The organism is Micromonospora sp. DT63, assembly GCF_049841615.1.
Lineage (GTDB): Bacteria > Actinomycetota > Actinomycetes > Mycobacteriales > Micromonosporaceae > Micromonospora.
Genome location: NZ_JBNCKQ010000002.1, coordinates 807,163 through 832,257, shown reverse-complemented (window position 1 = coordinate 832,257; position 25,095 = coordinate 807,163). Strand labels below are relative to the sequence as shown.

Annotated in this window: 32 protein-coding genes; 20 read left to right on the top strand and 12 right to left on the bottom strand. The window is 72.3% G+C overall.

The window, feature by feature from the left end; translation table 11 throughout:
- Position 1 precedes the first annotated feature (1 nt).
- Positions 2-862 carry a hypothetical protein gene (locus tag ACLQ27_RS10700; protein ID WP_425866548.1) on the top strand — a complete coding sequence of 287 codons (861 nt, stop codon included), beginning with the start codon at positions 2-4 and terminating at the stop codon, positions 860-862.
- 19 nt (positions 863-881) lie between these two features.
- On the opposite strand, the gene ACLQ27_RS10695 is transcribed toward ACLQ27_RS10700, so the two are convergent.
- The 3 genes from ACLQ27_RS10695 to ACLQ27_RS10685 form a co-directional block, all read right to left on the bottom strand.
- On the bottom strand, positions 882-2,936 hold the full coding sequence (locus ACLQ27_RS10695) for an amylo-alpha-1,6-glucosidase (protein ID WP_357494783.1): 2,055 nt from the start codon (positions 2,934-2,936) through the stop codon (positions 882-884).
- Positions 2,933-3,313 (bottom strand): SCP2 sterol-binding domain-containing protein, encoded by a 381-nt coding sequence (locus ACLQ27_RS10690; protein WP_357494781.1) that lies wholly within the window; start codon positions 3,311-3,313, stop codon positions 2,933-2,935. Before ACLQ27_RS10690 ends, ACLQ27_RS10695 begins: the two co-directional genes overlap by 4 nt.
- An 82-nt stretch (positions 3,314-3,395) precedes the next feature.
- Entirely contained in the window at positions 3,396-3,770 is a 375-nt protein-coding gene (locus ACLQ27_RS10685; protein WP_357494779.1) for a DsrE family protein, read from the bottom strand.
- 12 nt (positions 3,771-3,782) lie between these two features.
- Between ACLQ27_RS10685 and mtfM the strand changes: the two genes are divergently transcribed.
- Together mtfM and ACLQ27_RS10675 are read left to right on the top strand one after the other, a co-directional pair.
- Positions 3,783-3,887: a small membrane protein MtfM gene (gene mtfM / locus ACLQ27_RS10680; protein WP_305076120.1), complete on the top strand. Its 105-nt coding sequence runs from the start codon at positions 3,783-3,785 to the stop codon at positions 3,885-3,887.
- A 55-nt stretch (positions 3,888-3,942) separates the two neighbouring features.
- Positions 3,943-4,533 carry an FABP family protein gene (locus ACLQ27_RS10675; RefSeq protein ID WP_357494777.1) on the top strand — a complete coding sequence of 197 codons (591 nt, stop codon included), beginning with the start codon at positions 3,943-3,945 and terminating at the stop codon, positions 4,531-4,533.
- A 4-nt stretch (positions 4,534-4,537) separates the two neighbouring features.
- Here the strand turns inward: ACLQ27_RS10675 and ACLQ27_RS10670 are convergent, their stop codons facing one another.
- On the bottom strand, positions 4,538-5,419 hold the full coding sequence (locus ACLQ27_RS10670) for an aminotransferase class IV (RefSeq protein ID WP_425866544.1): 882 nt from the start codon (positions 5,417-5,419) through the stop codon (positions 4,538-4,540).
- 66 nt (positions 5,420-5,485) lie between these two features.
- Between ACLQ27_RS10670 and ACLQ27_RS10665 the strand changes: the two genes are divergently transcribed.
- From ACLQ27_RS10665 to ACLQ27_RS10650, 4 genes are all read left to right on the top strand, one after another.
- Positions 5,486-5,917 carry a Fur family transcriptional regulator gene (locus tag ACLQ27_RS10665; protein ID WP_357494773.1) on the top strand — a complete coding sequence of 144 codons (432 nt, stop codon included), beginning with the start codon at positions 5,486-5,488 and terminating at the stop codon, positions 5,915-5,917.
- Entirely contained in the window at positions 5,914-7,026 is a 1,113-nt protein-coding gene (locus ACLQ27_RS10660) for a YgfZ/GcvT domain-containing protein (RefSeq protein WP_357494771.1), read from the top strand. The genes ACLQ27_RS10665 and ACLQ27_RS10660 overlap by 4 nt, the downstream gene beginning before the upstream one ends.
- Positions 7,027-7,049: 23 nt before the next feature.
- Positions 7,050-7,877 carry a 3-keto-5-aminohexanoate cleavage protein gene (locus ACLQ27_RS10655; protein WP_357494769.1) on the top strand — a complete coding sequence of 276 codons (828 nt, stop codon included), beginning with the start codon at positions 7,050-7,052 and terminating at the stop codon, positions 7,875-7,877.
- Positions 7,878-7,971: 94 nt separating this feature from the next.
- Positions 7,972-8,931: an asparaginase gene (locus ACLQ27_RS10650; protein ID WP_425866540.1), complete on the top strand. Its 960-nt coding sequence runs from the start codon at positions 7,972-7,974 to the stop codon at positions 8,929-8,931.
- A gap of 111 nt (positions 8,932-9,042) precedes the next feature.
- Here the strand turns inward: ACLQ27_RS10650 and ACLQ27_RS10645 are convergent, their stop codons facing one another.
- Positions 9,043-9,840, bottom strand: a complete 798-nt coding sequence (locus ACLQ27_RS10645) for an alpha/beta fold hydrolase (protein WP_357575024.1) — start codon at positions 9,838-9,840, stop codon at positions 9,043-9,045.
- 112 nt (positions 9,841-9,952) lie between these two features.
- Here ACLQ27_RS10645 and ACLQ27_RS10640 point away from each other — a divergent pair, with 112 nt between their 5' ends.
- From ACLQ27_RS10640 to ACLQ27_RS10615, 6 genes are all read left to right on the top strand, one after another.
- Complete coding sequence (locus ACLQ27_RS10640; RefSeq protein WP_425866538.1) at positions 9,953-10,585, top strand: helix-turn-helix domain-containing protein; 633 nt, start codon at positions 9,953-9,955, stop codon at positions 10,583-10,585.
- Entirely contained in the window at positions 10,582-11,301 is a 720-nt protein-coding gene (locus tag ACLQ27_RS10635) for a hypothetical protein (RefSeq protein WP_234582316.1), read from the top strand. Before ACLQ27_RS10640 ends, ACLQ27_RS10635 begins: the two co-directional genes overlap by 4 nt.
- Before the next feature lie 71 nt (positions 11,302-11,372).
- Positions 11,373-11,687, top strand: a complete 315-nt coding sequence (locus ACLQ27_RS10630; protein WP_234582317.1) for a DUF2516 family protein — start codon at positions 11,373-11,375, stop codon at positions 11,685-11,687.
- A complete protein-coding gene (locus ACLQ27_RS10625) occupies positions 11,684-12,571 on the top strand; it encodes an alpha/beta fold hydrolase (protein ID WP_234582318.1) in 888 nt (295 codons plus the stop codon). Before ACLQ27_RS10630 ends, ACLQ27_RS10625 begins: the two co-directional genes overlap by 4 nt.
- Before the next feature lie 11 nt (positions 12,572-12,582).
- Entirely contained in the window at positions 12,583-13,320 is a 738-nt protein-coding gene (locus ACLQ27_RS10620; protein ID WP_007465709.1) for an alanyl-tRNA editing protein, read from the top strand.
- Positions 13,321-13,366: 46 nt separating this feature from the next.
- The gene (locus ACLQ27_RS10615) at positions 13,367-14,281 is read left to right on the top strand and encodes an SDR family oxidoreductase (protein WP_357494760.1); all 915 of its coding nucleotides are present in this window, start codon (positions 13,367-13,369) and stop codon (positions 14,279-14,281) included.
- Positions 14,282-14,318: 37 nt separating this feature from the next.
- Here ACLQ27_RS10615 and ACLQ27_RS10610 read toward each other — a convergent pair whose 3' ends face one another.
- Genes ACLQ27_RS10610 through ACLQ27_RS10590 form a run of 5 tightly spaced genes read right to left on the bottom strand, consistent with a single transcriptional unit; the run spans position 14,319 to position 18,900 of the window.
- Entirely contained in the window at positions 14,319-15,302 is a 984-nt protein-coding gene (locus tag ACLQ27_RS10610) for a helix-turn-helix transcriptional regulator (RefSeq protein WP_425866534.1), read from the bottom strand.
- A 24-nt stretch (positions 15,303-15,326) separates the two neighbouring features.
- Positions 15,327-15,968 (bottom strand): response regulator transcription factor, encoded by a 642-nt coding sequence (locus ACLQ27_RS10605; RefSeq protein WP_357494756.1) that lies wholly within the window; start codon positions 15,966-15,968, stop codon positions 15,327-15,329.
- The gene (locus ACLQ27_RS10600; protein WP_425866532.1) at positions 15,965-17,233 is read right to left on the bottom strand and encodes a sensor histidine kinase; all 1,269 of its coding nucleotides are present in this window, start codon (positions 17,231-17,233) and stop codon (positions 15,965-15,967) included. The genes ACLQ27_RS10605 and ACLQ27_RS10600 overlap by 4 nt, the downstream gene beginning before the upstream one ends.
- Positions 17,234-17,244: 11 nt before the next feature.
- On the bottom strand, positions 17,245-17,979 hold the full coding sequence (locus ACLQ27_RS10595; RefSeq protein ID WP_425866530.1) for an ABC transporter permease: 735 nt from the start codon (positions 17,977-17,979) through the stop codon (positions 17,245-17,247).
- 12 nt (positions 17,980-17,991) lie between these two features.
- Positions 17,992-18,900 carry an ABC transporter ATP-binding protein gene (locus tag ACLQ27_RS10590; protein ID WP_357494752.1) on the bottom strand — a complete coding sequence of 303 codons (909 nt, stop codon included), beginning with the start codon at positions 18,898-18,900 and terminating at the stop codon, positions 17,992-17,994.
- A 200-nt stretch (positions 18,901-19,100) separates the two neighbouring features.
- Here ACLQ27_RS10590 and ACLQ27_RS10585 point away from each other — a divergent pair, with 200 nt between their 5' ends.
- The gene (locus ACLQ27_RS10585; RefSeq protein ID WP_425866528.1) at positions 19,101-19,892 is read left to right on the top strand and encodes an EI24 domain-containing protein; all 792 of its coding nucleotides are present in this window, start codon (positions 19,101-19,103) and stop codon (positions 19,890-19,892) included.
- Between the two features lies 1 nt (position 19,893).
- Entirely contained in the window at positions 19,894-20,409 is a 516-nt protein-coding gene (locus tag ACLQ27_RS10580; RefSeq protein ID WP_357494748.1) for an O-acetyl-ADP-ribose deacetylase, read from the top strand.
- 345 nt (positions 20,410-20,754) lie between these two features.
- Here the strand turns inward: ACLQ27_RS10580 and ACLQ27_RS10575 are convergent, their stop codons facing one another.
- Positions 20,755-20,952: a DUF397 domain-containing protein gene (locus ACLQ27_RS10575; protein WP_357494746.1), complete on the bottom strand. Its 198-nt coding sequence runs from the start codon at positions 20,950-20,952 to the stop codon at positions 20,755-20,757.
- The gene (locus ACLQ27_RS10570) at positions 20,940-21,686 is read right to left on the bottom strand and encodes a Scr1 family TA system antitoxin-like transcriptional regulator (protein ID WP_425866526.1); all 747 of its coding nucleotides are present in this window, start codon (positions 21,684-21,686) and stop codon (positions 20,940-20,942) included. The genes ACLQ27_RS10575 and ACLQ27_RS10570 overlap by 13 nt, the downstream gene beginning before the upstream one ends.
- 194 nt (positions 21,687-21,880) lie before the next feature.
- Between ACLQ27_RS10570 and ACLQ27_RS10565 the strand changes: the two genes are divergently transcribed.
- The 5 genes from ACLQ27_RS10565 to ACLQ27_RS10545 all read left to right on the top strand — a co-directional run bounded on the left by ACLQ27_RS10565 (position 21,881) and on the right by ACLQ27_RS10545 (position 25,095).
- A complete protein-coding gene (locus tag ACLQ27_RS10565) occupies positions 21,881-22,135 on the top strand; it encodes a hypothetical protein (RefSeq protein WP_425866524.1) in 255 nt (84 codons plus the stop codon).
- Positions 22,132-22,398, top strand: a complete 267-nt coding sequence (locus ACLQ27_RS10560) for a flavin reductase (RefSeq protein ID WP_425866522.1) — start codon at positions 22,132-22,134, stop codon at positions 22,396-22,398. Before ACLQ27_RS10565 ends, ACLQ27_RS10560 begins: the two co-directional genes overlap by 4 nt.
- A gap of 184 nt (positions 22,399-22,582) precedes the next feature.
- The gene (locus ACLQ27_RS10555; RefSeq protein ID WP_357494973.1) at positions 22,583-23,713 is read left to right on the top strand and encodes an ABC transporter permease; all 1,131 of its coding nucleotides are present in this window, start codon (positions 22,583-22,585) and stop codon (positions 23,711-23,713) included.
- Positions 23,710-24,441: an ABC transporter ATP-binding protein gene (locus ACLQ27_RS10550; protein WP_425866520.1), complete on the top strand. Its 732-nt coding sequence runs from the start codon at positions 23,710-23,712 to the stop codon at positions 24,439-24,441. Before ACLQ27_RS10555 ends, ACLQ27_RS10550 begins: the two co-directional genes overlap by 4 nt.
- Before the next feature lie 69 nt (positions 24,442-24,510).
- Complete coding sequence (locus ACLQ27_RS10545; RefSeq protein ID WP_357494736.1) at positions 24,511-25,095, top strand: TetR/AcrR family transcriptional regulator; 585 nt, start codon at positions 24,511-24,513, stop codon at positions 25,093-25,095.

The window sequence follows — 25,095 nt, the reverse complement described above, 5'->3', positions numbered from 1 at the left end:
GGTGAGCGGTGCTGTCCAGACGGGTTGGGCCCCGTCGAGCGATCCCCCCGCGCCGGCACCGACCCGGCGTGGGCGGCGCTGGCTGCTGGTCGCGACAGTGTTGTGGGCCGTGCTGCTGGCCGGCCTGGCCTGGATGTCGGTCCGCGACGACCCGCCGACGGTGCGCGAGCAGCGGTCCCTCGACAAGGCCGCCCCGGTGGTCGACCGGGCCGTCGGTGAGCTGGCCCGGGCCGCCGGCACGGCCGGGCTGCTGGAGCTGGGCCCGGTGCGGGTCGACGCCGGCTGCCGCGTCACCCCGTTCTCCGACGGCGCCGCGCTGCGGCGCGAGGTCGGCGTGCTCGCGCCCGCCGGCACCGAGCGCACCGTGCTGGCCGGCATCGCCGACCGGCTGCCGTCCACCTGGCGGGCCGGCGTCGGCCCCGGCCTTGACGGGCCGGAACTCCACGCCGACGCGGGCGAATTCGTCGCCGTCGAGGGACGACCGACCGGGGATGGCCGGCTCCGGTTGACAGTCGACACCGGCTGCCGGCCGCTGGGCGCCGGCTACGACCCGAAGCCGGCCACCGGCGCCGGCCCGGAGGCCGTTGCCCTGACGGCCGCCCTGACCGCGCTCGACCGGCCGGGCGACGCCGCGCCGGACCTGGTCACCGCGCCGTGCCCGGACGGCGCCGTGGCCCGTACCGCACGGTCCGCCGCCGGGCCGGGCCCGGCCACCGCCGGCGCGCTCGCCCCGCTGGCCGGGGACGCCCCACTGCTGGACAACCCCCCGGTGTACGCGTACCGCGCCGGCGACGTCACCGTGCTGGCCGAACTCGGCCCGGACACCGCACGGGTCGCCGCCACCGTCGGCTGCCCCGCCTGAGCCGAACGTCGGGCCCGGGTCAGCGGCCCGTCTGCTGGTCCTGCGGGCCTCGGCTGCGACCCAACGCGTCCACCCGGCCCCAGCGGCCGGGAATGTCCAGCAGCTCCACCCGGCCCATGCCCGGTGGCACGGCCGGATCGATGATCAGGTGTTCGCCCTGCGGTTCCAGCCCCAGCATGACCCGCAGCAACAGCAGCGGCGTGCCGCTCGACCAGGCCTGCGGGCTGCACGCGGTCGGGTACTCCACCGGGTAGCCGGTGCGGCTGCGGGCGTAGCCGGCGAACGCCTCCGGCAGCCGCCCGTCGAAGTAGCGGGACGCCGCGAGCATCGCGTCGCAGATCAGCCCGGCCTCCTCCCGGTAGCCGTACCGGCCCAGGCCCCAGGCGATGATCGAGTTGTCGAACGGCCACACGGTGCCCACGTGGTAGCCGATCGGGTTGTACCTACCCTCGCCCTCGGCCAGGGTCCGCACGCCCCAGCCGGAGAAGAGCCGAGGCCCGAGCAGGTGGCCGACCACCTTGCCGGCTCGGGGCTCGTCCACGATCCCGCTCCACAACAGGTGCCCGATGTTCGACGTGAGCGCGTCCACCTGCCGGCCGTCGGCGTCCAGGGCGAGCGCGTAGTACTCCCGGTCGGCGATCCAGAAGTCGTGGTTGAACCGCTGCTTGAGCGCCGCCGCCTCCCGCTCCAGCCGGTCGGCGTACGCCGGGTCGTTCCAGATCTTCCGGGCCAGCCGCGCGGCCCGGATCTTCGCGTCGTACGCGTAGCCCTGCAGCTCGCAGGTGGCCCGGGGGAAGCCGGGCAGCCGGCCGTCGGCGTACGAGATGGCGTCCCAGGAGTCCTTCCAGCACTGGTTCTGCAGCCCGGTCTCGGGGTTGCGGGTGCGGTACCAGAGGTAGCCGGTGCCGAGCAGGTCGCCGTACGTGTCGATCCACTCAAGGGCCGCCCGGACGTGTGGCTCCAGCCGCTTGACCAGCGCGGTGTCGCCGGTCCAGCGCTCGTACTCGTCGATCAGGATGACGAACAGCGGCGTCGAGTCGGCCGACCCGTAGTACGGCGAGTGCGGCTGCTCCTCGAAACCGGCGGTCTCGCCGTACCGCAGCTCGTGCAGGATCTTGCCGGGCTCCTCGTCGCGGAAGTCGTCCACCCGGTGCCCCTGGAGACCGGCGAGCATGAGGATGGTCGCCGGGACCAGCTCCGGCAGGAACGGCAGCACCTGCAACGAGGTGATGATGCTGTCCCTACCGAACAGGGTCATGAACCACGGCAGCCCGGCGGCGATCAGCCGTGCGCCCAGGGCGATCGACTCGTAGCGCAGCGCTGCCAGGTCGTTGAGGCTCCGTCGGTACGCCCCGGCCAGCGGCTGGCAGTCACAGCCGAGCGTGGGCGCCCGGTCGATCAGCTCCTGCTGCTCGGCGCGGATGGCATCCGCGCCGCGGTTGCCCGCGAACGGCAGGGTGGCCCGGATGTCCTCCTCCCGCGCCCCGTAGACGACAGTGGAGACGTGCAGCCGGGTCGTCCACTCGCTGTTGCGCCCGATCCGGACCCGGAAGGTCATCCCGGCGGCGTCGACCTGCGCCGGCACCGTCGAGCGGACCACTGTCTCGCGGTGGAAGGCCTCCCGCCGGTACGTCAACCGCAGCTCGTCGTTGGTCACCCCGATGGTCGTCCGGCCGACCTTCTGCTGGGCGTGCTTGATCTCGAACAGGTCGGCGAAGTCGCTGCCCATCTCGACCCGGACGGTGAACTCGGCCTCCGCGCCGGAGTAGTTGAGGACGGTCAGCTCCTCCTCGAAGCCACCTCCGATCTCCCGCCGACGGATCATCGACACCTTGGCGTCGAGGTAGTGGGTGGGTTCGCCGGGCGCGAGAAAGAACGTGGTCCGGTACGACTCGCTGTCGTCCACGGAGAGGGCGTGCAGCCGCTCGCCGTCGAGGGTGAGCACCCAGCTCGACAGGAATCGCGTGTCGAAGGAGAACAGCCCGGTCGGGAAGTCGAAGGACGGTTCGATGTCTCCGCGGTGGTCGGTGACGAGGAAGGTGTTGCCGTCCAGGATGCTGACGAGATCCTTCACGACCGCCGTCCGGCTGCCTGTCGGGCCACCTCGCGCGGGTCACGGGTGCCCGGCGGGTTCGGGAAGAAGCGGCGGAAGGCCAGGAAGAGCACCACGTCACCGCTGAAGGTGCTCTCGTTGCGCAGGACCGCGGCGAGTCCCTGTGCCTCGCCGGTGATCAGCCTGTCGAACAGGGCCGCGCTGCTGTACCAGATGGCGTCGGCCGGGCCCCGCTCACGGCTGGCCTGGACCGCTCCCGGCCGCATCCGGACCAGCCAGTGTTCGGTCTGGTGGTCGATGCCGAGATCGATCTGCAGGGTCCCCGTGGCCAGGCCGCCCAGGATCGTGGGCGCACGCGTCGGCAGCGATTCGAAGAACCTCTCCGTCGCCTCGGTCACAGTCGAATCGTAGGCAGCTGTCCGAGATGTCGGGTCGGTATCCGGAGTCCGCCCATGCCGTCGCCCCGGGGCGTGCCGGTGGTCAGTAGACGAGCGCCTGCGCGCCCTCGGCCAACGCCTCCTCGACGAAGACCGCGGCGCCCGCGATCCGCACACCGGGCAGTACGTCGTCCGGGCCGATCTCCCGCCGGGCCGCGCACTGCGTGCAGGCGGTCACCCGACCACTGGTCAGGATGACGTGCAGCAGCTCGGCCAGCGGCGCGGAGTGCGGCAGCTCGAACTCCTGGGCGCGGCCGGGCAGCGCGAACCAGGTCGACTCCCCGGTCAGCCAGAGCGACACGTCCACGCCGGCCGCGACAGCCGTGGCGGCGACAGTGAACGCCTGCGCGCACCGCTCCGGGGCGTCCATCCCAGCGGTGACCTTGACGACGAGAGAGCGGGCCATGGGGCCCAGCATAGGATGGTCACGATGGTTACCGAGATCGGGTTCGTCAGCCTGCTGGTCGCCGGCCTGGGCGGGCTCGCTGGCGGCCTGGTCTACCTGGCAGTGAAGATTTCGAGGGGACGTTGGTGAGCGCGAGGAGTGAGCCGGGTCTGCGAGCCCCGCAGTCGCGAACGAAGGTGGAACGGTGAGCGACGAGAACCCGCTGCAGCCGCCGTGGCTGAACGCGCCGCCGGTCGAGGAGTACCCGTTCGAGGAGAGTCACGACCTGCGGGTCGGCCCGAAGCTGCACCCGGCGCTGGACGGCCTGTTGCCGTACATCGGTCTGTGGCGTGGCCGGGGCAAGGGTGGCTTCCCCACGATCGAGGACTTCGACTACGCGCAGGAGATCCGGATCAGCCACGACGGCCGGCCGTTCCTGCACTACGAGTCGCGCGCCTGGATCCTCGACGAGCAGAGCCGGCCCGTCCGCCCCGCCGGGCGTGAGGTCGGCTGGTGGCGGCCGGTCATGGTGGACGGCCGGGCCACCGACGAGCTGGAGGCGCTGCTGAGCACGCCGACCGGGGTGATGGAGCTGCACCTCGGCAAGCGCACCGGCACCCAGGTCGAGTTCGCCACCGACGCGGTGGTGCGGACGGCGACCGCCAAGGAGGTCACCGGCGGGCACCGCCTCTTCGGCATCGTCGAGGGCGCGCTGCTCTACGCGCAGGAGATGGCGGCGATGGGTCACCCCCTCAGCCCGCACCTCTCGGCCCGGCTCGTCCGGGTGGGCGGCTGACGCCTCAGCCGACGGGGAAACCCAGCAGTTCGTGCAGGGCGGGGGTACGCGGGCAGCGGTCCCGGCGTACCCCGTCCAGCATCCGGACCTCGGCGAGTCCGCGTACCGAGGAGCTGAACCAGACGCCGTCGGCGGCGTGCAGCTCGGCCGGGGTCACCATCCGTTCGGCGCCGTCGAGGCCCAGCTCGTGGGCGTGGGCGAGCAGCCAGGCGACGGTCGTGCCGGGCAGGATGCCGGTGGTGGCGGCGGGCACCGTGCAGATCGTGTCCCCGGTGAGCCACACCACGTTGGCGATGGGCCCCTCCAGGGCGTACCCGTCGGACGAGACCCAGAGCACGTCGTCCACCCCGTTGGCGCGCGCCCAGCGGCGGGCGGCGCTGTTGACCGCGTACGACGTGGATTTGATCCCGGCCGGCAGCCAGTCCAGGCCGGTACGCGCGGCGGCGGGCACCCCCAGCGGCAGGAGGGCCACGGCGATCCCGTTCCGTCGGGCCGCCAGCGACGACGCCGGCACCGCGGTCAGCGTGGCGTAGACGGTCGGCGGGCCACCGGCCTCCGAGCCGCGGGTGCAGACCAGCCGCAGCGCGCCCTCCACCTGCGCCGGCCAGCCCGCGAGCACCGAGTCGAGCAGATCGGTAAGTGCGTCGGTGGGGGGCAGGTCCAGGTCGACGGCCGCCGCCGCCCTGGCCATCCGGGCCAGGTGCTCGTCGCGCAGCCACGGCCGCCCCTGGCGCAGGTGCATCGACTCGAAGAGCCCGTCGCCGTGCAGGACGCCCAGGTCGTCGCCGCGCAGCAGGGGTTCGTCCGCCGGGATCAGGCCGCGCCCCAGCACCGCGATCCGCGCGCTCGGCCTGGCCGGGACACTGCCCGAGGACGACGTCACCATGACCGCCGAGCGTAGCGGCGGTCGGGCGCGCGCAGGAGGTCGGCGCGATCGCCGAACTATGATCGGATGGTGTCCGAATCCTCCCTCGCGGAAATGCTCCGGGCCCGTGGGCTGCGGCTGACGGCCCAGCGGCAGCTCGTCCTCCAGGCGGTGCTCGATCTGGGCCACGCCACACCGGAGCAGGTGCACACCGCGGTCCGGGAGGTCGCCGCCGGCGTCAACATCACCACCATCTACCGCACGCTGGAGCTGCTGGAACGGCTCGGCCTGGTGACCCACACCCACCTCTCGCACGGTTCGCCGACCTACCACGCGGCGGGTGAGCACCAACACGTCCACCTCGTCTGCCGGGAGTGCGGCGCGATCGACGAGATCGATCCGGAGCTGCTCCGACCGCTGGCCGAGCAGTTGGCCGAGCAGCGGGGTTTCCGGGTGGACATCGGGCACGTGTCACTCTTCGGCGTCTGCGACCGCTGCGAGAACGGGGATCAAACATGATCGACATCGCGGGCGCGGTGGCCGTCGAGAGCATCGACGAGGCCAGCCGTGACCAGCCGGACCCGGCGCACGTCGCGGCCGGGGTGCGGGGGGTGGCCGCGCACTACGGCGACCCGCTGCGCGAGCAGCGCGTCCTGGACACCGCTGTCGGCCTGGTCGACAGGTCGCACCGGGGGATCATCGCGGTGCCCGGCGAGGAGCGGGCCGGCTGGCTGCACACGATCACCTCGCAGCACCTGAGCACGCTGGCCGCCGGCGAGGGCACGGAGCTGCTGGTGCTCTCCCCGCACGGGCACGTCGAGCAGCACGCCCTGGTCGCCGAGGACGGCGAGACCACCTGGCTGGACACCGAGCCGGGGGCGACCGAGGGCCTGCTCGCGTACCTGGAGAAGATGCGGTTCTTCAGCAAGGTCGACCCCCGCGACGCCACCGCCGAGCGGGCACTGCTGTCGCTGGTCGGGCCGGCGGCGTCGGAGGCCCTGGGCACGCTCGGCGTGACCGGGCTGGCCGCGCCGGACCTGGTGCCGGTGCCGGGTCCGAAGTTCGCCGCCGGGGCCGTGCCGCCCCGAGCGGGCATCCGGTACGACGTCCGACCGCTGCCGATGGGCGGCTGGGCGCGACGTGGCGTCCTCGGGGTGGACCTGCTGGTTCCCCGTTCGGCGATGGAGCAGGTGGTCGCCGAGCTGCGTGGGGCGGGCGTGCCGGTCGCCGGCCTCTGGGCGTACGAGGCAATCCGGGTCGCCGCCCGGCAGCCGCGGGTCGGGGTGGACACCGACCACCGGACCATCCCGGCCGAGGTGGACCTCATCGGCCCGGCGGTGCACCTGGACAAGGGCTGCTACCGGGGCCAGGAGACGGTGGCCCGCGTACACAACATGGGTCGGCCCCCGCGCCGCCTGGTGCTGCTGCACCTGGACGGGGTGACCACCGACCAGCCGCCGACAGCCGGTACGCCGGTGACCCTCGACGGGCGGGCGGTGGGCTTCGTGGGGACCGCCGTGCTGCACCACGAACTGGGTCAGGTCGCTCTCGCGGTGCTGAAGCGGAACGTTCCGGACGACGCCCCGCTGATGATCGGCGAGACCGCGGCGGCGATCGACCCGTCCTGAGCGGGGCGTCTAGGATCGCCGGCATGACGACAGGGACGTTGATCACGGTGGCCCCGACCGGCGCGGAGTCGGCCAAGGCGGAGGTGCCGGCGCTGCCGGTGACCCTGGACGAGCTGCTGCTCACCGCCAAGGAGTGCGAGGCGCTCGGCGCCGCCGTGATCCACGTCCACATCCGTGACGACGAGGCCCGGCCCACCCTCGACCCGGCCCGGCTGGCCGAGACGGTGGCGGCGCTGCGGGAGAGCACCGACCTGATCGTGCAGCTCTCCTCCGGCGGCGCGGTGACCGACCCGGAGGCGTCCCGGCTCGCCGTGCTCGACGCGCGTCCGGACATGGCCTCCTGCACCATGGGCACCGTCAACTTCGGCGACGACGTCTTCCTCAACCGCTGGGAGTTCATCGTCGACCTGCACACCCGGATGCAGGAGCGCGGCATCGTGCCGGAGTACGAGATCTTCGACCTCGGCCACCTGTCCGCGTTGCAGCGGCTCCTCGGCAAGTACGGCCTGCCGGCGGGCGGGCACGTGCACGTCGACTTCGTGATGGGGGTGCCGGGCGGCATGCCGGGCACCACCGAGACGCTTGTCGCCGCCCACCGGATGCTGGCGGACCTGCCGGCGGGCACCACCTTCTCGGCCACCGGCATCGGTCGGAGCACGCTCCCGGTGCTGCTGGCGTCGCTGTCGACCGGCGGGCACCTGCGGGTCGGCATGGAGGACACGGTGACGTACGCCAAGGGTCGGCCGGTCGAGTCCAACATGCAGTTGGTCGCCCGCGCGGTCGGCTTCGCGCAACTCGCCCAGCGTCCGCCGCTGACCACCACCGAGGCCCGCGCGCTGCTCGGGCTGTAAGGCCGGCAACCTCCCGCGCCCCTGTCACCCGGGCGATGGACGACCTGGTCACCCCGCCGACGGGCGGTCCAGCCTCCTGGGTACCGTCCAGCACGTGGGAAAGACGTACGAGGGCGGCGTGCCGCTCGCCGAGGTGGTCCGGTCCGGGTTCGTGGAGGGCGCGCACCGCGGCTCGGTGGTGGTGCTGGACGCCGCCGGGGTGCCGTTGGCGACCGCCGGGGACGTGACCGCGCCGATCTTTCCGCGCTCGGCCAGCAAGCCGATGCAGACGATCGGGATGCTCCGCGCCGGCCTGCCGCTGACCGATCCGGCCGACCTGGCGTTGGTCTCGGCCAGCCACGCGGGGGAGGACTTCCACCTGGCCCGGGTCGGCGCGCTCCTTCACCGGGCCGGGTTGGACGCTTCGGCGCTGCACTGCCCGCCCGACCTGCCGGTGGGTGCGGCGGCCCGGGAGGCGGTGCTGCGGGCCGGGGGCGGGCCGAGCCGGGTGCAGATGAACTGCTCCGGCAAGCACAGTGGAATGCTGCTGACCTGCGAGGCCGCCGGGTGGCCGCGGGACGGCTACTGGCGGCCGGAGCACCCGTTGCAGCAGGGTTTGCGGGCCGCCATCGAGGAGTTCACCGGTGAGCAGGCGGCGGCGGTGGGGGTCGACGGTTGTGGTGCCCCGGTGCTGGCGGTGTCGCTGACCGGCCTGGCCGGGGCGTTCCTCCGGCTGGTCGACGCCGAGCCGGGCTCGGTGCCGCGCACGGTGGCCGACGCGATGCGGGCGCACCCGGAGACCGTCGGTGGCACGCAGGCCGACGACACCCGGCTGATGCGCGGTGTCCCGGGCCTGCTGGCCAAGGTCGGCGCCGAGGGCGTGTTCGCGGTGGGGCTGCCGGGCGTCGGCGCGGTGGCTCTGAAGATCGACGATGGGGCCGACCGGGCCCGGATGCCGGTGCTGGTCTCCGCGCTGCGCCGGCTCGGCGTGGACGCCCCGGTGCTGACCGAGTACGCCGAGGTCCCGCTCTTCGGCGGCGGCCTCCCGGTAGGCGCGGTCCGCCCGCTCTGGTAAGCCGCCCCCACCCCGTTGATCATGAAGTTATCGCCATGACACGCCGACGTGGGTGGCAATAACTTCATGATCGACGGGGTGGGTGGCGCCAGGCGCGGTCGGGGTTTGTGTTCAGGTCAGGAACGCGAGCAGGGCGGTGCTGACCGGCTCCGGACGTTCCAGCGGCAACAGGTGTGCGGCGTCCGGCACGTCCGGCAGCCGTACCGCGCCGGGGACCTCGGCGGCGATCCGGTCGGCGAGGCGGCTGATGTCCGGCACGTCGGCGGCGCCGGCGGTGACCAGGACGGGCACCCGCAGCTCACCGAGGCGGCCGATGGCCGGAGGCGTCAGCTCGCCCACCTCGACCGCACCGAGCGCCAGCTCGGCGGCCAGGGCCCGCTGGTCCATCTCCTGCGCGAACGCCAGCAGTCCGGGGTCGACGTCGGCCGGCTGGCGGCCGGGCCCGACCACCCAGAACCGCACCTCGCCGGCCGCCCCGGCGACGAAGTCGTCCGGGTCGACCTCGCCGACCAGGTCGTCCCAGAGGTCGTTGGCCTCCTCGGACCACTCGTTGCCGGAGACCGCCGTGTCGAAGAGGGCCAGCGCGCTCACCCGGTCCGGATGCGCGAGCGCGGTGTCGACGGCGACCGACCCACCGAAGGAGCAGCCGACCAGCGCGGCCCGGGGCAGGTCGAGGGCGTCCAGCAGGCCGGCCACGTCGTCGTGGTGCGCGAACGGCGTCGGAGGCAGCTCCGAGTCTCCGTACCCGCGCAGGTCCGGGACGATCACCCGGTGCCGGGCGGCGAGCGCGGGCACGACGCCCCGCCACATCCGCCGGTCGGCGATGCCGGCGTGCAGCAGTACGACTGGCGAGCCGGTGCCGACCTCGTCGTACGCGAGAAGTGCTCCGTTGACTGTGATCTTGTCCACCAACGGACCGTACGGATCCGGCGAGCGGCGCGCAAACGTGGTGCTGAGACCTTGCTAACTATGGCAAGCATTTCGCTTGCAGGAGCTAGCACGCGGCACTAGCGTCGGGGTCATGGCCACACCCAAGGACCTTCCCGACGTCGGCGGGTTCATCCGCGATCTGCGGCGCAACGCCAAGATCTCGCTGCGTCAGCTCGCCGAGCAGGCGGGGGTCAGCAACCCGTACCTCAGTCAGATCGAGCGCGGGCTGCGCAAGCCCAGCGCCGAGGTGCTCCAGCAACTGGCCAGCGCGCTGCGGGTCTCGACCCCGGCGATGTACCTGCGGGCCGGGCTGCTCGACGACAAGGAGGGCCACGGTGTGCTCGCCGCCATCGCGGTGGACACCGACCTCACGATGGCCCAGAAGCAGTCGCTCAGCCAGATCTACGAGACGTTCCGCCGGGAGAACGCCCGGCTCTCCGAGGCCCAGGCCGAGGCCCAGGCCGCCGCCGCGACCACCCCGACCGACGTCGCCGACGAGCCGGCCGACGTGGCCAACCTGGCAGCCACCGGCCCCACCACCGCGGGCGGCACCCCGACCGAGGCCGTGCTCGAGTCGGTCGCCGTCACCGAGGCGGGCACCGCACCCGCCCCGGGCAGCAGCACCAGCACCCCCGAGAAGCGCAGCACCAGCACCCCCGAGAAGAAGGCCGCCGGACCGGCGGTCCGGAAGGCCGCCGAGGCGGCCGAGGAGGAGACGTCATGACCGAGCCGAAGACCAACCGCATCCCCGCCCCGATCTACGCCGCCGCCGGTGCCGCCGAACTGGCCATCGAGCAGCTGCGCAAGCTGCCCGCGACCGTCGGTCTCCACGGCACCCGGGTCGTCGCCGACCTCGGCGGCCGGGCGGTGCTGACCGGCTTCGAGCTGCGCCAGAAGGCCACCGAGACGCTGCGTACCGCCAACGAGACGGCCGAGACCCTGCGCGGTCGCGCGCAGGCCGAGCTGGACCTCGCCAAGCTGCGCGAGTCGGCCGACCTGGCCAAGCTCCGCGAGGTCGCCGACATCGACAAGTTGCGAGCCGCCGCGACCCGCAACGCCGCCGTGGTGATCGCCGGTGCCCAGGCCGCGCAGGAGCGGGCGTTCGCCGCGTACGGCGCGCTGGTGGCCCGTGGCGAGCGGGTCGTCGGCGCCGGCGTGCTGGAGGCCGCCGAGACGGTCAACGCCGACATCGAGGCCACCCAGGCCGCGCCGGCCGCGGCCGAGGCGACGGCCCCGACGGCTGCGACCGCCCCGACGGCTCCGGCCGCGACGCCGGCCCCGGCCGAGGTGCCGAGCCCGGCCGAGGTCGCCGAGATCGCCGAGGCCAAGCCGGCAGCCGTCAAGAAGGCCGCCCGGGCGAAGGCCGCCAAGCCGGCAGCCGAGACCCCGTCGGCCAAGCTGCCCCGGGCCACCAAGCGGACCCGCCCGGCGGCCGAGTAGTTCGTCAGGTCGGCGATCCCGACGGCGTCCTTGACGGACGTAGTCGGGGTCGCCGACATAAACTTGCCGGCATGGCCACCGCCGCGCCGATCTTCGCGTTCGAAGTCCGTTACGTGATCGAGCTGATCCTGCTCGTCTTCGCGTTGATCATCCAGGGTGTCGCGTTGGTGCATGCCATCACGCAGCGCTCCGACGCATTCTCCGCCATCGGGACGCTGCCCAAGGGCGGCTGGATCGCCATCCTGGCGGTCTGCCTCGTGCTGATCCTGCTCAGTCGCGGTCCGATCAGCCTCTTCGGACTGATCGGCATCGCCGCCGCGCTCATCTACCTGCTCGACGTGCGGGTCGGTCTCCGCGACCTCAGCGACGGCAAAGGGTTCTGGTGAGAGGTTTCCGCTGGCCCCCTCCACCGGACAGCGGCCCCCGCACCTGGGGGCCGGGCCCGGGCGGGCCGCGTACCGGCCGGCCCGCTCTGCCGGAGCCGGAGACGGAACTGGTCGCCACCCCGCACGGCGTGCAGCTGGAGCGCCTGGTCACCGGCGTCGGTGATCCGGTCACCGTCTTCGCGCACGGGCTGGGCAACGGGATCGCCACCACGCGACCGTTCGGCAGCGGGGTGGCCGGTCGTCGGCTGTTCTTCCAGTTCCGGGGGCACGGCCGCTCCGAGGCGCCGCCCGGCCCGTGGACCTACCTCGACCTGGCCCGCGACCTGCGGGCCATCGCCGATCTCGGTGGCGCCAGCCGCGCGTTCGGGGCGAGCCTCGGCGCGGGCGCGCTCTGCGCCCTGCTGGCCGAGAGCCCGGAGCGCTTCGAGAAACTGGTGTTCTTCCTGCCGGCGGTGCTCGACCAGCCCCGTGGGCCGGTCGCCTGGGAACGTGTCAGCGCCCTGCTGGAGGCCGTCGAGAGCGGTGACGCCTCGGCCGTCGCCGACGTCGTCTCACTGGAACTACCGGTGGCGGTCCGCAACACGCCGGCCGGCTGGGCGTACCTGCGGCAGCGGCTCGACCAACTGCTCCGCGACGGTCTGGCCGACGGCCTGGCCACCCTGGCGGATCAGGTGCCGCTGAGCGACGCCACCGCCCTGGCGGCGGTCACCGCGCCGGCCCTGGTGATCGGCTGCGCCGGCGACGACCTGCATCCGGTCGAGGTCGCCGAGCAGCTCGCCGCCGCGCTGCCCCAGGCCACCCTGCACGTGTACGACCGGCCGGGCGTTCTCTGGTCGGAACGCGCCGATCTGCGCGGGCGCATCTCCGGCTTCCTCAACGAGTAACGTGCCCTGTCATGGGCGTCACACAACATGGCCGCACGCACCGGCTGGATCTCGCCGACCCGACCCTGCGGGAGTGGACCTGCACGGTCCTGCACGCCGACCCGGAGCAGGGCATCGTCCTGGACCGCTCGGCGTTCTACCCGGGCGGCGGCGGTCAACCGCCGGATCACGGCGTACTGCTCTGGCAGGGCGTGCAGACCCGGATCGTCGGCACCCGCAAGGGCGACGACCCGTACCTGATCCCCGCCGAGGGTGACCCGCTGCCGCCGGTCGGCACCGAGGTCGTCGGCGCGGTGGAGGACGAGCGCCGCACCCGCCTGATGCGTACGCACTCCGGGCTGCACGTGCTCTGCGGCGTGGTGTTCCGCGACTTCGGGGCGCTGGTCACCGGCGGCAACATGGAACCGGGCGAGGCCCGGATGGACTTCAACCTCCCCGAGGTTCCCCCGGATTTCAAGAGCCGCATCGAGGAGCTGGTCAACGCCGAGGTGGCGGCCGACCGCTCGGTCGCCACGCGGGTGCTGCCGCGTACCGAGGCGTTGGCCCTTCCGGACATCATCCGTACCCAGTCCAACCTCATTCCGCCGGACGAGCAGGAGGTCCGGATCGTCGACATCGTCGGCCTGGACGTCCAGGCCGACGGCGGCACCCACGTCGCGTCCACCGCCCAGATCGGCAAGGTGCAGGTGGTCAAGGTGGAGAGCAAGGGGCGGGCCAACCGTCGGGTCCGCGTCCGGCTGGTGGACTGACAAATTCGGACGACGGCTGTCAGGTATCGCTGGCAGCCTCGGAGGCATGACACAACCGCTCGCAGGAAAGATCGCGCTCGTCGCCGGTGCCACGCGGGGCGCCGGTCGACAGATCGCGGTCCAGTTGGGTGCCGCCGGCGCCACCGTGTACGCCACCGGCCGCAGCAGCCGCGCCGGCCGTTCGGAGATGGACCGGTCGGAGACCATCGAGGAGACCGCCGAGCTGGTCACCGCGGCCGGTGGCACCGGCATCGCCGTGCGGGTCGACCACCTGGTGCCCGACCAGGTCCGCGACCTGGTCGCCCGGATCGACGCCGAGCAGGGTCGACTCGACGTGCTGGTCAACGACATCTGGGGCGGCGACCCCCTGGTGACCTGGGACAAGCCGGTCTGGGAGCAGCCGCTGGAGGCAGGTTTCCGCACCCTGCGGCTGGCCGTCGACACGCACATCATCACGAGCCACTTCGCCCTGCCGCTGCTGATCCGCAAGCCCGGTGGCCTGGTCGTGGAGATCGGCGACGGCACCAAGGCGTACAACGACGAGAACTACCGCCTCTCGGTCTTCTACGACCTGGCCAAGGTCTCGGTCAACCGGCTCGCCTTCACCCAGGCGCACGAGCTGAAGCCGCACGGCGGCACGGCTGTCGCGCTCACCCCCGGCTGGCTGCGCTCCGAGGCGATGCTGGAGCACTTCGGCGTCACCGAGGAGAACTGGCGCGACGGCGCCGCCACCGACCCGCACTTCCTCATCTCGGAGACCCCGGCCTTCGTCGGCCGCGCGGTGGCCGCGCTCGCCGCCGACGAGGAGAAGGCCCGGTGGAACGGTCAGTCAGTCGATGCGGGGACGCTGTCGAAGGTGTACGGCTTCACCGACGTCGACGGCAGCCAGCCGGAGGCCATCCGGTACATCACCGAGGTGGTCGACGCGGGCAAGCCGGCCGACGTCACCGGCTACCGCTGACCCGCTGAACGGTCACCGGCGGGCTCGCTGACCGGTGTCACGGCACGGCCGGGCCGTCGTAGCGTGCGGCGGCCCGGCGTGCCGCGTCCGCCATCCGTTCGCGCAGCTCCGGCGGGTCGAGCGCCTCCACCTCCGGGCCCAGCGCCAGCAACTGGGCGTACGCGACATCTACCGACTCGACGGGCAGCCGGGTCACCACGCGGCCCTCCTCGTCGGGCTCGCCTGCGGCGGCGACCACCTCGTCGTACACGTGCGGGGCGTCGACCAGGTGCCGGAGCTGGCGCAGGCCGGCGGGGGTGAGCCGGACGGTCACCTCGGCCCGCAGCATGGTCCGCAGGAATTCCCCGGCCTGCTCCCGCCAGTGCCCGGCCAGATCGAAGCCCTCGTTCCGCTCGAAGTGCTCCTCGCCCACCTCGACACCGGTCACCCGGTCCACCCGGTAGGTGCGTGTGTCGTCGCCGACCCGGCCGACCAGGTACCAGACCCCGTTCTTGAGGACCAGCCCGTACGGCTGCACCTGGCGGGTCACCTCCTGCGCGCCGCGCCGGTACCGCAGCTGCGCCACCCGGTCTCCCCAGACCGCCCGCGCCAGCTCGGCCAACCACTGCGGTGGCGGCGTTTCCCGGAACCAGCCCGGCACGTCCAGGTGGAACCGCTGCCCCGCGCGGACCGGCGCGTCGCGCAGCGCCGGCGGCAGCGCGGCGAGCACCTTCAGCTCGGCGGCGGCCACCGCGTCGGCCAGGCCCATGTCGCCGGCCGGGCCGGGCAGCCCGGCGAGAAAGAGGGCCTCCGCCTCGTCGCGGGTCAGCCCGGTCAGCCGCGTCCGGTATCCGCCGAGCAGCCGGTAGCCGCCGGCACGGCCCCGGTCGGCGTACACCGGCACCCCGGCGGCGGACAGCGCCAACACGTCCCGGTAGACGGTCCGTTCGGAGACCTCCAGCTCCCGCGCCAGTTCACCCGCCGTCATCGATCCGCGCGCCTGCAACAGCAGCAGCAGCGAGATCAGTCGGGACGCGCGCACCAGCCCATCCTGCCCGGCCCCCGCTCACCGCCCGCCGGGGGTCAGCAGCCCCCGGTCGTACGCGGTGGCCACCGCGGCGGCCCGGTCGTTGACCCCGAGCTTGGCGTACAGGTGCAGCAGGTGTGTCTTGACGGTGGCCTCGCTGATGAACAGCCGGGCCGCCGCCTCCCGATTGGAGGCACCCCGGGCCACCAGGGTGAGCACCTCCAGCTCACGCTGGCTGAGCGGCTCCTCGACCGGCGTACGGAGACGGCCCATCAGTCGCCCGGCGACGCTCGGCGCGAGCACCGACTCACCCCGGGCGGCGGCCCGTACCGCGCGGACCAACTCCTCGCGGGGCGCGTCCTTGAGCAGGTAGCCGGTGGCGCCGGCCTCGATCGCCGGCAGCACGTCGGCCTCCGTGTCGTACGTGGTGAGCACCAGCACCCGGGCGGTGCTGCCGGAGCGGGCCAACGTGCCGATGGCTGTCACCCCGTCCATGCCGGGCATCCGCAGGTCCATCAGCACCACGTCCGGCCGCACCGTCGCGACCAGGGTCAACGCCTCCGAGCCGTCGGCCGCCTCACCGACCACCTCGAATGCCGGGTCGCCGGTGAACATGCCCCGCAACCCGTCGCGCACCACCGGATGGTCGTCGACGATCAGCAGCCGGATCGGGGCGGTCAACCGGCACCTCCCGGCAGCGCGGGGACGGACGCCGAGATGGCGGTGCCGTTGCCCGGCTCGGACTCGACCGCCAACTCGCCACCGACCCGGGTCACCCGCTGCCGCATCGCGGTCAACCCGTACCCGCCGCCCGGCTCGCGGGACGCCGGTTGGCCGGTGGCGTCGAAGCCCGTCCCGTCGTCACGGACGTCGAGGGTGACCACGTCCGTCATGTACGACAGGGTCAGCCCGACCCGTGACGCGGCGGCGTGCCGGGCCACGTTGGCCAGCGCCTCCTGGGCGGCCCGCAGCAGGGTCACCTCGACCTCCGGGTGCAGGGGGCGGGGCGTACCGGTGGTGGCCACGTCGGCCCGTACCCCGTGCAGGGCCGCCCAGCGCCCACCCAGCTCGACGAGCGCGTCCGGCAGTCGGGCCGTCTCCAACGGCTCCGGGCGGACCGCCCGCACCGAGCGGCGGGCCTCGGTGAGGCTCTCCCGGGCCAGCGCGAGCGCGTTGTCGACGTGCCGGCGCCAGTCGGCGGAGCGGTCCCGGGTCTGCTCGGCCGCCTCCAGTTGCGTGATGATCCCGGTCAACCCCTGGGCCAGGGTGTCGTGGATCTCCCGCGCCATCCGTTGGCGCTCGTCCAGCACGCCGGCCTCGCGCGCCTGGGTGAGCAGTTGGGCGTGCAGCCCGGCGTTCTCCCGGACCGTCTCGGTGAGTTGACGGTTGGCCTCGCCGAGTTCCGCCATCAGCCGTCGGCGATTGGCGTCCTCCTTCTCGGCCATCGTCGCGAACCAGCTCACCGAGCCGGCCACCAGCAGGTTGAAGAGCACCAGCACCAGCCAGAGTGGCCAGTGCGACGTCACCACGGCCAGACCGCCGCCCTGCGAGGTGGCGACGAGGGTGGCAGTGGTGACCATCCCGGCGACCCGCCAACGCCCGGGCAGCACCGGGAAGGCGTGGATGTAACCGATCCAGGCGAAGAAGCCGTACCACGGGCTGGCCGCCACCAGCACAGCCGCGAACGTGAGCAGCCCGGCGTAGTAGACAGCCATCACCCTGCGCCGGCTCTGCCAGTCGGGGTGCACTGTGACGAACCAGGCGACCCAGCAGCCGGCAGCCACGGCGACGGCGACGGTGAGCACCGCCCCGGGGCTGGCGGGTGCCGGTGCGACGAGGGCCAGCAGGGTGCCCAGCGCCAGCCCGCCGTACGGGAACACGCGATAGACGTTCGCCTCGCGCTTTCGCCAGCTGGTCAGCCGGTCGTACCCACCGCTGCTGGTCATCGGATCCCCGCTCACTCCCAGCGGAACAGTTTCGCTGCGCCAGCCCCGGCCGTCACGGCGATCACCGCCATTATCGCCAGGTGCAGCGGCTGCGGCGAGGGGCCGGTCCAGGCGTCGAGGAGCGCCTGCACCCCGGGCGGCGTGTAGTCACCGATCCGTGCCACGGCGTCCGGAAGCAGGAACCGGGGCAGGTAGACCCCGCCGAAGAACATGGTGAGCAGGAACAGTGGCACGGCCAGGGCCTGAGCCGCTTTCGTCGTCCGGGCCACAGCGGCGACCAGCAGCCCGAGCGCCAGCAGCGCCGCCGTGCCGAGGACGAAGGCCAGGGCGAAGCCGAGCGGGTGCTCCGGGAGCGGCACCCTGAACGCCAACCGGCCGACGATGATCAGCAGCAGCGCGCTGGCCAGGATCGCGGCCAGGGCCACCACCAGTTGGGCGGCGAGCAGAGCGCCCGGGTGCGCAGGAGTGGTCGCCAGCCGACGCAGCACGCCGCGTTCCCGGTAGGTCGCCAGCGCCATGGGCATCGTGTTCACCCCGACCATGGCCAGGGTGACCACGAGCAGCGACGGGGCGAAGTAGTTGACGAAGTTCTGCCCGTCGAAGTTCGGATCCGGCTCGCGGAGCGAGGGGATCAACCCGAGCACCACCAGGATCATCGTGGGTAGCCCGACTATGGTGAGCAGCGTCGGCAGGTCGCGCAGGTAGAGCCGCGCCTCGATCCTCAGGATCTGACGGAACGCGTGCATGCTTGCCCCTTTTCAGTCGACGGGCCGGTGCCCGGTCAGCTCGACGAAGGCGTCGTCGAGGGTGGACTGCTCCAGCCGCAGGTCGGCGGCGACGATCTGGTGGCGGGCGAGCACCGAGGTGACCGCGTGCAGCAGGTCACCGGTGCCGGTCACCACCACCTGACCGCCGGTCCGCCGCACGTCGGACACCTCGGGCAGGTCGGTGAGAAGCCGGTCGTCGACAGGCGCTGAGGGCCGGAACCGGACCCGCTGCTCCGGAGCCACCGCCGACACCAGGCCCGTCGGGGTGTCCAGGGCGACCACCCGGCCGCGGTCGATCACCGCGATCCGGTCGCAGAGCCGCTCGGCCTCCTCCATGAAGTGGGTGACCAGCACGATCGTCACTCCGCTGTCGCGGACCTGCTCGATGAGACCCCAGGTGTCCCGGCGGGCCTGCGGGTCCAGCCCGGTGGTCAGCTCGTCGAGGATCGCGATCTCCGGGTTGCCGACCAGGGCCAGCGCGATGGAGAGCCGCTGCTTCTGACCGCCGGAGAGCTTCTTGTACGCGGTGTTGCGCTTCTCGCCCAGGCCCAGCTTGTCGATCAACGCGGCCGGGTCGGCGGGGTTGCGGTAGAACGAGGCGTACAGCTCCAGGGCCTCGGCGACCCGGAGCCGGTCGGGCAGCTGGCTCTCCTGGAGCTGCACCCCGACCCGCTGCCGCAGCTGGACCGCGTCCCGGCGCGGGTCGAGCCCGAGGACCGACACCCCGCCCCCGTCGGGGACGCGCAGCCCGGCGACACATTCCACTGTGGTGGTCTTGCCGGCGCCGTTCGGACCGAGAACGCCGAAGATCTCCCCGGCCTCTACGGTGAGCGACACGTCGTCCACCGCGACCAGATCGCCGTACCGCTTCTTCAGGTGGGTCACCTCGATGACCGGCATCGTGCCGCCTTCCGCCGCCGCTGACTTCGTACCCCTCAAGGGTCGTCGGGCTGGCCCGGCGGCGAATCGACCGGTCGGCGACGGACCCCGGCGATCCCGGTGGATCGCCGCCGTCCGTCAATCGGTTGATGTGGACGCGTGGCATCGCTGCTAGCGCTCCGCCCGGCGGTTTCGGACACGGCTGGTTAGGCTGCTCGATCGTGGACGCCAGCAGAATCGCCAGCCCGGTGACCGGGGTCGTCGGACGCTTCTTCCTCGGGGTGAGGCTGCTCCTGCGCGGCCTGGGCCTCTATGTCCGCAGCCCCGGGCTGATGCTGCTCGGCATCGTGCCGGCGCTGATCTCCGGTGCGCTCTTCGTGGCCCTGCTCGCCACCCTGGTGTACTTCGTGGACGACCTGGCCGCGCTTGTCACGCCGTTCGCCGACGACTGGTCGAGCACCAGCCGCAGCCTGGTCCGGGTGATCGCCGGCCTGGCCTTCCTGGGGCTCGGTGGCCTGCTCGGTGTCCTCGCCTTCACGGCGGTCACCCTGGTCATCGGCGATCCGTTCTACGAGAAGATCTCCGAGCGGGTCGAGGAACGGCTCGGCGGCACTCCGGACGCGGTGGACGTGCCGTTCTGGTCGTCGCTGCGCCGCAGCCTCGCCGACTCGGTACGCCTGGTGGCCCTCACGGCGCTGGTCGGCATCCCGCTCTTCTTCGCCGGTTTCATCCCGGTGGTCGGCCAGACTGTCGTGCCGGTGATCGGGGCGGCGGTGGGTGGCTGGTTCCTCGCCGTCGAGCTGGTCGGGGCGCCGTTCTACCGACGTGGCATGCGGCTGCCGCAACGCCGGACGATCCTCAAGGCGGACCGGCCCATGGCGCTCGGCTTCGGGGTGGCGGTGTTCCTCTGCTTCCTCATACCGCTCGGCGCAGTGCTGGTCATGCCGGCCGCGGTCGCCGGTGCCACCCTGCTGGCCCGCCGGTCACTCGGCCAGTCGATCGAGGAGAGCTGACGTGGAGATCACCCTGGTCGAGGGGGACATCACCGCCCAGCGGGTCGACGCCGTCGTGAACGCCGCGAACTCGTCCCTGCTCGGCGGCGGCGGTGTCGACGGCGCCATCCACCGACGCGGCGGGCCAGCCATCCTGGCCGAGTGCCGGGCGCTGCGCGCCGCCAAGTACGGCAGAGGGCTGCCCACCGGGCAGGCGGTGGCGACCACCGCCGGGAACCTGCCGGCCCGCTGGGTCATCCACACGGTCGGTCCGGTCTTCTCGGCCGGCGAGGACCGGTCGGGACTGCTGCGCGACTGCTACGTGAACAGCCTGCGGGTCGCCGACGAGCTGGGCGCGTCCACAGTGGCGTTTCCGCTGATCTCCGCCGGTATCTACGGCTGGCCGGTCGACGACGCGGTCCGCCAGGCGCTGTCGGTGCTGCGCTCGGCCTCCCCAGCAACCGTCACCGAGGCCCGACTGGTGCTCTTCGGCGCCGACACGCACGCGACGGCCCGCGAGGTCTTCGAGGCGGCGTAGCCGGCAGCGTGATCACGTGATCCTGACCGGTCGCGAGTCACCGTAGGGATTTGGTCAGCATCACGTGATCGAGGATTCGACACGCGACAGGCTTCGCGCGGCGCTTCCGGTCCCGTCGCCACCATCGGTCGCGCCGGTCGCGCCGGTCGCGCCGGTCGCGCCGGTCGCGCCGGTCGCGCTGGTTCCGCTGGTTCCGCGCAGATCTTGGACAGTTACCGTTCGCTCAGAACGGTAACTGTCCAAGATCTCGTTGTTTCCTGGTGCGACCACAGTTCGCCACAGCGGTCGCCAGGCATAGTGCAAAGACCCTCGGGCTCGCCCGAGGGTCTTTGTCGGCGTTGCTGCTCAGAGGGCGGGGGTCTTCACCATGTCGACGAAGCCCTGCCAGGTGTGAGGGGCGAACCGGAGCGTGCCGCCGTCGCGGTCCTTGGTGTCCCGAACGAGGACGACGCCCGGCAGGTTGTCGGCGACCTCGACGCAGTCGCCGCCGTTAGAGCTGCTGCGGGTGCTGGTACGCCACTCGGCGTCGTTCAGGTCAGCCATGTTCGTGCCCTCAGAAAGTCGATGGTGTGGCGGCGAGGAAGAGCCACTGAGCGCAGCGTATCCCAGATGGCCCAGAGTGGGGCTGTCTCATTGGTCAGCCGGCCCGATGCCTGATCGTCGAGATATCCCACGTCGCCATCCTCAGTGGTTGCAATGACGAACGGTCCGGCCTGTCCGGCGTGCATGCCCGCGTCAAGCGGTAACACGTGGAGGAAGGTGTTGGGCCGCTGCGCCATTTCGATCAGGTGGTCCAGCTGCGGGTGCATGATGTCGGGCTCCCCGCGGCGCAACGCGCACTCGTCGATGACCGCGATGAACAGCGGAGGCTTCCGCCGGTTAAGGACGGCTGCCTGCCGGCGAAGCCGCGTCTCCACGTAACCCGCAACCTCGTCCGCGTCCAACAACCCGCTGCTGAGGACCAGAGTTGCGTACTCCGGCGTCTGTAGCAGACCGGGAATCACCGATACCTGGAACGCGCGGAGAGCGGTCGCCTGAAGCTCTGTCTCGACCCATGGCCGCAGCCACGCCGGCTCACGGCGCTTCAAAACGTCCGGCCAAATGTCCCTCACTTCAACCTTCAGGACACTCGCCGCTGCCGCTCGATGGCGGGGATGGGGAACTCTACCCGGCGTGACCCACCGTGTGACCGTCTTCGGATCTACTCCCACCTGCTCGGCAAGACTCTCAACAGTCTCGCCCGAGTCCGCCAGTGCAGCCCGTAGCGCCTGATTCATGGTCGCCTCCCACTGGACGTCCCTAACGTCTACCGAACGTATATCTACGGGGTGTAGCCGTCCAGCTCCGCTCGGCAGGGTGGCAGGTGAGCGGCACTGCTGGTGGAGGTGTAGCCCGGCGGCGGTGTCGGCCGGGGCCGTCCCGTGGGCGAGCACTCAGGGGCGGCCCCTCCTAGTCCACCGGAGGGGGAGGCATGGCCGCAGCACCAGGACCGACGTTCCGGGCCGGCGACCTGCTACGCCTGTCGGCCACCGCGAGCGTGCAGTTCCTGCGTCCGATCACCGTGCGGGTCATCCGTGAGTTGGAGTGGGACACGTACGACGGGTGGGTGTGGCTCGACGCGTACGAATTGGGCTCGCGGGGTGACGCGGTCGCCGGGCGGGAGCTGTACGTGCGGCGCGAGGGCGTGCAGTTGATGAACGCCCGCCAGGCAGCGTGCGTCGGATGAGCCCCCGATCGCGGTCGCATCACGCGGGCCTGCCGCACTGGCGCTGTACCCGGTGCGGCGCCCACTGGCCGTGTTCGGCGGCCCGGCTGTCGCTGCTGGCTCGCTGGCGCGACGATCGGGTCGGGATGCTGCTCATGTTGACCACGCTCGCGCGCGAGGCGTTCGCCGACGCGCTGAGGCTGGGCCTGCGACCGGACCCGGCGGTGTACGTCGCCCGGTTCCTGGAGTGGACGCGCCCGCGCAGCGACAGCCGAGCCGACTGATCGCGACGCAGGCGGGTCTCCCCGCCTGATCACTAGCGGCCTGGCTGGCGTCCACGGTCAGCTCGCCCAGGCTGTTTTCGCAGGATGGCGTGTGGTGGGGGCGACACCTGCGCACGTCCATCTTGCCAACATCATGTTGGTAACATGTCGACATGATGTCGATAACCCCTGTTGGCGGGTGCTGATGTTCCTCGCCATTCGTGAGCTGAGCTTTGCCCGCCTGCGCTTCGCACTGATGGGCGCGGTGATCGCCCTGATCGCCGTGCTGATGGTGATGCTGTCGGGCCTGTCGGTCGGGCTGGTCCGCGACGGGGTGTCCGGACTGCAGAACCTGCCGGTCACCTCATTCGCCTTCGCGCACGACGTCCAGCGTGACTCGGCGTTCTCCCGCAGCGTGGTGGACCTGTCGGCGGTGGACGAATGGTCTGCCCAGCCGGGCGTCGCGGATGCGGCACCCTTCGGCAACACGCTGGTGAACACGCGTACGGACCGGGGAACGGAGATCGACCTGGCGCTGTTCGGAGTCCAGCCCGACTCGTTCCTGTCGCCGTCGGTCAGTCAGGGTGAGCGACTGGGAACCGAGGACGGGATCGTGGTCAGCCCCACGGCGCTGGACGCGGGCCTGCGGATGGGCGACACGGTCACCATCGACCGGCTCGGCACGCGGCTGCGGGTCGTCGGCGTCACCGAGCAGCAGGACACCTTCGGGCACGTGGACGTGGCGTACGTGCCGCTGGCCGCGTGGCAGGCCATCAAGTCCGGCACCGCCCCCGGCGCGGCGCTGCCGCAGCGCGCCGCAACGGAGATCACTGCCGTGGCGGTCCGCGCGGACGACGGTAAGTCCGTCGACCTGGCCGCCGGGGACACCGCGGCGGGCACCGAGAGCCTGACCCTGAAGGAGTCCTACGGCGCCTCGCCGGGATACACCGCCGAGACGACGACGCTGCAACTGATCCAGGGATTCCTGTACGCGATCTCGGCGCTGGTCGCCGGAGCGTTCTTCGCGGTGTGGGCGATCCAGCGCAAGCCCGAGGTGGCCGTCCTGCGGGCGCTGGGCGCCTCGACCGGCTGGGTGTTGCGCGACGCGCTGACGCAGGCCCTCGTGCTGCTGGCGGCTGCTGTCGCCGTCGGCGTGGGCATCGGGCTCGCGCTCGGCGCCCTCATCACCGGCAGCGGTATCCCGTTCGCTCTGAGCATGCCGAGCATCTCCGCGGCCGGGGTCGGCCTCGTCGTCCTCGGCCTGATCGGAGCCGGCGCGGCGGTCATCCGCATCACCTCTGTCGACCCGGCCACCGCTCTGGGAGGAAACCGATGAGCAGCCGTCCCGCTCCGACCGCTTCGACCACACCCGCCGACGACGCACCCGGACGGCTCGGGTTGGTGATGCGTGCGGTGTCCCTGCGGCACGGCAACGCCGCCGAGACCGTGCAGGCGCTCGACGACGTCGACCTGACGGTGCGACCCGGTGAACTCGCCGCGGTCGTGGGTCCGTCCGGTGCGGGCAAGTCCAGCCTGCTCGCCGTCGCTGGCGGCCTGGCCCGGCCCGGCCACGGGACCGTCACCGTGGCCGGTCAGGACATGACAGTTCCGAGTCGCCGTGCGCGGACGGAGCTGCGCCGCCGGCATGTGGGGTTCGTGTTCCAGTCGGGCAACCTGCTGCCCGCGTTGACCGCCGCCGACCAGTTGCGGCTGCCCCTGCGGCTGGGGCCGCGGTCCCAGCGGTCCGGCCGGGACCCGCTGGAACTGCTCGCGGACGTCGGTATGGCGGACAAGGCCGGCCGGCGCCCCCACCAGCTGTCGGGCGGCGAACGCCAGCGCGTCGGGATCGCGCGGGCACTGGTCACCGAGCCCAGCGTGCTGCTGGTCGACGAACCGACGGCGGCGCTGGACCGGGCACGCAGTCACGAGATCGTGCAGCTGCTGGCCCACGAGGCCCGGCAGCGGTCGGTGGCGGTGGTCATGGTCACTCACGACCACGACGTCCTGCAATACTGTGACACCGTCTACGAGATGGTCGACGGCAAGCTCGCGGCCAGCAGCTGACCACGACGACGGGTGGGGCACGGCCGCAGAGGCCGGCCGGCCACGCCCGTCCGGAACGAGGGGGGCGGCGTGCCGAAGATCCAGGCCGCGACCGTCGCCGAGCACCGGGCGTCCCAACGCGCCGCGCTGCTCGACGCGGCACGCACCCTGCTGTCGAAACACCCCGAGCAGATCCCTGGTCTGGCCGAGGTAGCCCAGCACGCCGGTCTGGCCCGGTCCAGCGTCTACTCGTACTTCAAGTCCCGGGCCGACATGTTCGACGCCCTCGTCACCGAGACGTTCCCCCGCTGGTCGGCCTACGTCGAGAAGCAGATGGACGCGGCCGGCACCCCCGGCCAGAAGATCCAGGCGTACGTGGACAGCAACCTGCAACTGGTTGCCCGCGGCGATCACGCGCTGGCCCGCGCGCTGGCGTCGGCCGGCAGCAGCGAGACACTCGCCAGCTCCAGCCGACTCATGCACGACCGCCTGGAAGCCCCGCTGCGCGCCGCCCTCACCGACCACGGCTCCTCGGACCCGGTCCGGGTGGCCGAACTGGTGCAGTCGATCGTCTACGCCCTGAGTCGCATGATCGAGGGAGGGCTCGCCCTGGACGAGGCGACCAACCTCGCCCGCGAGGTCCTCAGCCCGTACCTCGACCGCGACAGCGGCTGA

Excerpts from the sequence above, each read along its gene's own strand:
- ACLQ27_RS10685 (WP_357494779.1), bottom strand. The coding sequence starts at position 3,770 with ATGCTGGGCCCCATGGCCCGCTCTCTCGTCGTCAAGGTCACCGCTGGG.
- mtfM (WP_305076120.1), top strand. The coding sequence starts at position 3,783 with ATGGTTACCGAGATCGGGTTCGTCAGCCTGCTGGTCGCCGGCCTGGGC.
- ACLQ27_RS10670 (WP_425866544.1), bottom strand. The coding sequence starts at position 5,419 with ATGGTGACGTCGTCCTCGGGCAGTGTCCCGGCCAGGCCGAGCGCGCGG.
- ACLQ27_RS10665 (WP_357494773.1), top strand. The coding sequence starts at position 5,486 with ATGGTGTCCGAATCCTCCCTCGCGGAAATGCTCCGGGCCCGTGGGCTG.
- ACLQ27_RS10660 (WP_357494771.1), top strand. The coding sequence starts at position 5,914 with ATGATCGACATCGCGGGCGCGGTGGCCGTCGAGAGCATCGACGAGGCC.
- ACLQ27_RS10655 (WP_357494769.1), top strand. The coding sequence starts at position 7,050 with ATGACGACAGGGACGTTGATCACGGTGGCCCCGACCGGCGCGGAGTCG.
- ACLQ27_RS10640 (WP_425866538.1), top strand. The coding sequence starts at position 9,953 with ATGGCCACACCCAAGGACCTTCCCGACGTCGGCGGGTTCATCCGCGAT.
- ACLQ27_RS10635 (WP_234582316.1), top strand. The coding sequence starts at position 10,582 with ATGACCGAGCCGAAGACCAACCGCATCCCCGCCCCGATCTACGCCGCC.
- ACLQ27_RS10630 (WP_234582317.1), top strand. The coding sequence starts at position 11,373 with ATGGCCACCGCCGCGCCGATCTTCGCGTTCGAAGTCCGTTACGTGATC.
- ACLQ27_RS10620 (WP_007465709.1), top strand. The coding sequence starts at position 12,583 with ATGGGCGTCACACAACATGGCCGCACGCACCGGCTGGATCTCGCCGAC.
- ACLQ27_RS10615 (WP_357494760.1), top strand. The coding sequence starts at position 13,367 with ATGACACAACCGCTCGCAGGAAAGATCGCGCTCGTCGCCGGTGCCACG.
- ACLQ27_RS10600 (WP_425866532.1), bottom strand. The coding sequence starts at position 17,233 with ATGACCAGCAGCGGTGGGTACGACCGGCTGACCAGCTGGCGAAAGCGC.
- ACLQ27_RS10595 (WP_425866530.1), bottom strand. The coding sequence starts at position 17,979 with ATGCACGCGTTCCGTCAGATCCTGAGGATCGAGGCGCGGCTCTACCTG.
- ACLQ27_RS10590 (WP_357494752.1), bottom strand. The coding sequence starts at position 18,900 with ATGCCGGTCATCGAGGTGACCCACCTGAAGAAGCGGTACGGCGATCTG.
- ACLQ27_RS10575 (WP_357494746.1), bottom strand. The coding sequence starts at position 20,952 with ATGGCTGACCTGAACGACGCCGAGTGGCGTACCAGCACCCGCAGCAGC.
- ACLQ27_RS10570 (WP_425866526.1), bottom strand. The coding sequence starts at position 21,686 with ATGAATCAGGCGCTACGGGCTGCACTGGCGGACTCGGGCGAGACTGTT.
- ACLQ27_RS10565 (WP_425866524.1), top strand. The coding sequence starts at position 21,881 with ATGGCCGCAGCACCAGGACCGACGTTCCGGGCCGGCGACCTGCTACGC.
- ACLQ27_RS10560 (WP_425866522.1), top strand. The coding sequence starts at position 22,132 with ATGAGCCCCCGATCGCGGTCGCATCACGCGGGCCTGCCGCACTGGCGC.
- ACLQ27_RS10555 (WP_357494973.1), top strand. The coding sequence starts at position 22,583 with ATGTTCCTCGCCATTCGTGAGCTGAGCTTTGCCCGCCTGCGCTTCGCA.
- ACLQ27_RS10550 (WP_425866520.1), top strand. The coding sequence starts at position 23,710 with ATGAGCAGCCGTCCCGCTCCGACCGCTTCGACCACACCCGCCGACGAC.